Origin of the sequence: Rhodococcus sp. CX, from assembly GCF_015865005.1 — a bacterium.
Lineage (GTDB): Bacteria > Actinomycetota > Actinomycetes > Mycobacteriales > Mycobacteriaceae > Rhodococcus.
This window is the reverse complement of the sequence record NZ_JADZGH010000168.1, coordinates 22,939-26,765: the sequence shown is the minus strand read 5'-3', so window position 1 is coordinate 26,765 and position 3,827 is coordinate 22,939. Positions and strand designations below refer to the sequence as shown.

5 protein-coding genes are annotated in these 3,827 nt (G+C 69.7%); 2 read left to right on the top strand and 3 right to left on the bottom strand.

Going from position 1 to position 3,827, the window contains the following annotated elements; translation table 11 throughout:
• Together I0Q12_RS33135 and secG are read right to left on the bottom strand one after the other, a co-directional pair.
• A partial coding sequence (locus I0Q12_RS33135) for a phosphoenolpyruvate carboxylase (RefSeq protein ID WP_231610908.1) occupies positions 1-816 on the bottom strand: 816 nt, incomplete at its 3' end.
• 46 nt (positions 817-862) lie between these two features.
• The gene (secG, locus tag I0Q12_RS17665) at positions 863-1,096 is read right to left on the bottom strand and encodes a preprotein translocase subunit SecG (protein WP_197253130.1); all 234 of its coding nucleotides are present in this window, start codon (positions 1,094-1,096) and stop codon (positions 863-865) included.
• A gap of 179 nt (positions 1,097-1,275) precedes the next feature.
• Between secG and I0Q12_RS17660 the strand changes: the two genes are divergently transcribed.
• The gene (locus I0Q12_RS17660) at positions 1,276-2,196 is read left to right on the top strand and encodes a tyrosine-protein phosphatase (RefSeq protein WP_248673912.1); all 921 of its coding nucleotides are present in this window, start codon (positions 1,276-1,278) and stop codon (positions 2,194-2,196) included.
• Between the two features lie 133 nt (positions 2,197-2,329).
• A complete protein-coding gene (locus tag I0Q12_RS17655) occupies positions 2,330-3,244 on the top strand; it encodes an SDR family oxidoreductase (protein WP_197253129.1) in 915 nt (304 codons plus the stop codon).
• Between the two features lie 9 nt (positions 3,245-3,253).
• On the opposite strand, the gene I0Q12_RS17650 is transcribed toward I0Q12_RS17655, so the two are convergent.
• Positions 3,254-3,827 (bottom strand): MFS transporter (locus I0Q12_RS17650; protein ID WP_374068717.1); only part of this gene is annotated, 574 nt, incomplete at its 5' end.

Here is a 3,827-nt window from a genome sequence, read left to right as displayed (position 1 = left end):
GTGGACGACCTCGGCGGTGACGTTCGGGTTGCCGTCGCGGTCGCCGCCGATCCACGAGCCGGTCCGCACGATCGGTTCGGTGAGCAGGGCGGTGCCGGGCCAGCGGGACCGCAGTTCGCGGCGGACCTCGGCGTCGAGGGCGGGCACCACCGCGAACAGCGAGGCCTCGTAGTAGCGCAGACCGGTTTCGATCTCGTCCTGGATCCGCAGGCGCGCCAGGCGGATCAGCGCGGTCTGCCACAGCGTCAGGATGTGCCGCCACAGTTGCCGGTCGATCTCGGCGATCTCGGTGGCGTCCTCGGCGCGACCGCGGCGGCGCATGAGATCGGTGATCCGTGACTGCACGACGAACACGGTGCGTCGGCGGGTTTCGGTGGGGTGCGCGGTGATGACCGGCGAGACCAGCGCGTGCTCGAGCGCCGCAGCGACCGCATCCGGGTCGAGGTCGGCGGCGTCGAGTTTGGCGTAGGTAGCGGCCAGCGAGCTGTCCTGCGGCGGTTCGCCCGCGGCGACGTGCAGCGCGCGGCGCCGCTCGCGGTGCAGGTCCTCGGCGAGGTTCGCGAGCAGCGCGAAGTGACTGAAGGCGCGGATGACCGGAATCGTGTCGGCGGTGGCGACCTCGCGGAACATGGCGGCGAGGTCGGCGCGGTCCAGTTCGGAGCGGCGCACCCGGAAGCTCTCGATCCGGGCCTTCTCGACGAGTTCGTAGGCGGCTTCCCCGGCGTGCTTGCGCACGATCTGTCCGAGGATGCTGCCGAGCAGGCGGATGTCGTCGCGCAGCGGCTCGGTGGCGGCTGTTCCGGTCGGGACGCTCATCCGGTCAGTATCGACTGAAGGCGCTGGTCGCGCGACCGGAAGCCGGTCAGCTGAACTTGATCTGCAGCCCGATGCCGAGGATGGAGATCAGCCAGATGATGCCGGTGAAGACGGTGAGACGGTCCAGGTTCTTCTCCGCGACCGTCGATCCGGAGAGGCTGGACTGGACGCCACCGCCGAACAGGCTGGACAGGCCGCCGCCCTTACCGCGGTGCAGCAGCACCAGCAGGATCAGCAGCAGGCTGGTGACAATCAGCAGGATGTCCAGGAACAGTTCCATGCGGCGCTCGGTGTCCTTCGATGGTCGGTGACGTCGGCCGTCAGCTTACCCGGTGATCCCCGCCGTCCGTGCCGGCGGTACCTTCCGGTCGGAAACGTGATTCTCGAAAACGAGAGCAGAATTCGGACGAATGTGATCTAAATGAGACGCAAGAAAAACCATACCCCGAAGGAAGGTTTGTGTTGTCTCGCACTGTCCTCCCCGCCGGGCGCCGCAGCGCCCGGCTCGCCGCAACGGTCACCCTCAGCGCCGCACTGCTGCTCACCGGCTCCGCCACGGTCGGCGCCGCCCCCTTCGATCTCCCGACCGGGTCGTCCGGCATCGGTGCACCGGCCGTCGTCGAGACTCCCAGGCTGTCGTCGGTCGACAACTTCCGCGATCTCGCCGGATCCGGCGGCGGCTACCCGGCGGCGTTCGGGCTGCGGGTACAGCCCGGCGTCTTCTACCGATCCAACGCCCTCACCAGCAACGACGAAGACGCCGCGGTGCTCGACTCCCTCGGCATCGCGGCGGTGTACGACCTGCGCACCGACGGCGAGATCGCCGATGCCCCGGACCGCATCCCGGCCGGTGCCCAGTACATCCGGCACCCGCTGCTGTCCGGGAACCTGAGTTCGACCTCGATCCTGGCGAGCCTGAGGACACCGGAGGACGCGCGCGCGGTCATGCAGGACATCAACCGCGCATTCGTCGCCGATCCCGAGATCCGCGCGGAACTCGGCGCGATGTTCACCGAGTTCGCCCGCACCGACGGACCGCAGCTGTTCCACTGCACCGCCGGGAAGGACCGCACCGGCTGGACCGCGGCCGTACTGTTGTCCCTCGCCGGCGTGGACCGCGAGACCGTGTACACGGACTACCTGCTGTCGAACGAATACTCCGGCGACCACATCCGCGCGACACTTGCTGCGCTCGCCGAATCCCGGGGTCCCGAGGTGGCGGCGATCTACGCGCCGCTCCTCACCGTCGAACGTAGTTACCTCGAGGCCGGATTCACCCAACTCGAACACGACTTCGGCACCGTCCACAACTACCTGATCACCGGGCTGGGTTTGAGCCCGCAGACCGTCGCGGCGCTGTCCGCCAAGCTCGTCGGCTGACCGACGCGCAGGCCGGCCGGGCAGCGGCCCGGCCGGCCGAGCAGGGTGATCGACGGTGGGGGTCGGCCACCGCAGGTGACAGTGCCGCCGATCTCCACCGCACTGCCGTCGCCACCGGGCATCATCGGAGTCGATGAGTGCACCCCTGCACGGGAAGATCGCGGTGGTGGCCGGAGCGACCCGCGGCGCCGGCCGCGGCATCGCGGCCGGGCTCGGCGAGGCCGGCGCCACCGTGATCTGCACCGGCCGGAGCAGCAGGACGCACGGTCGCGAGACGTCCGACTACGACCGGCCGGAGACCATCGAGGAGACCGCCGAGCTCGTCACCGCACTCGGTGGAACCGGTGTCGCGATCCAGGTCGACCACCTCGATCCCGACCGGGTGGCCACGCTCGCGGGGCGTCTCCGTGCCGAGTTCGGGCACATCGATGTTCTCGTCAATGACATCTGGGGCGCGGAGATTCTCAAAGGCGCACCGGCGCAGTGGAACACCCCGATCTGGGAGCACGATCTCGACGCCGGGCTCCGGATCGTGCGACTCGGCCTCGACACCCACCTGATCACGTCGCATCACCTGCTGCCGTTGCTCGTGTCCGAGCCCGGCGGTCTGCTCGTCGAGGTCACCGACGGGACGGCGGGCTACAACGCCACCCACTACCGCATCTCCGTCTTCTACGACTTGGTGAAGAACGCGGTCAACCGGCTGGCATTCTCGCAGGGGCACGAACTCGCCGCACACGGCGGCACCGCCGTCTCGGTCACGCCCGGCTGGCTGCGCTCGGAGATGATGCTCGACAACTACGGTGTCACCGAGGACAACTGGCGCGACGCCCTCGACCCCGGCAGGCCGGACGGGTTGCCCACGGCACCACCGGGTTTCGCGAACTCGGAATCACCGCGGTATGTGGGCCGTGGCGTTGCGGCGCTGGCCGCCGACCCCGCGCGGGCCCGCTGGAATCAGCGGTCGGTGACGTCGGCCGATCTCGCGCGCGCCTATCGCGTCACCGACGTCGACGGGTCCCGGCCCGACGCCTGGGCCGACTCGTGACGGCCCGCGCTACCCGGCCGCCGCGTGGGTGTAGCGGTCGCGCCCGGCGAACCCACCCACCAGGCTCTGCCCGACCGCGCACACCGCGATCAGGATCAGCACGGGCGTCCAGGTCCCGGTGACGTCGAAGAGCACGCCCGCCGCGATCGGACCACACATCGCCAGCAGGTAGCCGACGCACTGCGCCATCCCGGACAGCTGCGCCGTCTGCGCGACCGTGCGGGTGCGCAGCCCGAACAACGCCATGGCGAGCACGAACGTCGTACCCGAACTGATCCCGGCGACGATCGCCCACAGCAGCACCAGATCCGGGACGAGCAGCAACCCGGCCACCGCGACCACGAGGATCGCCCCACCGACGATCGCGAGCATGCGCTGGTCGGCGCGCCGTCCCATCAGCACGGTCGCACCGAGCCCGGCCACGATCCCGACGACCTGGTACGCGAACGAATGCCAGCCGGCGGTGGCCGCGTCGACACCGAGACTCGCCTCCACCGACGGCAGCCAGGTCACCAGTAGATAGAAGGTGGTCGACTGCAGGCCCATGAACGCGGTGACCTGCCACGCGACACCCGAGCGCCAC

What these genes read in the sequence shown, in the direction of transcription:
- secG (WP_197253130.1), bottom strand. Translation starts at nt 1,096, where the DNA reads ATGGAACTGTTCCTGGACATCCTGCTGATTGTCACCAGCCTGCTGCTG.
- I0Q12_RS17655 (WP_197253129.1), top strand. Translation starts at nt 2,330, where the DNA reads ATGAGTGCACCCCTGCACGGGAAGATCGCGGTGGTGGCCGGAGCGACC.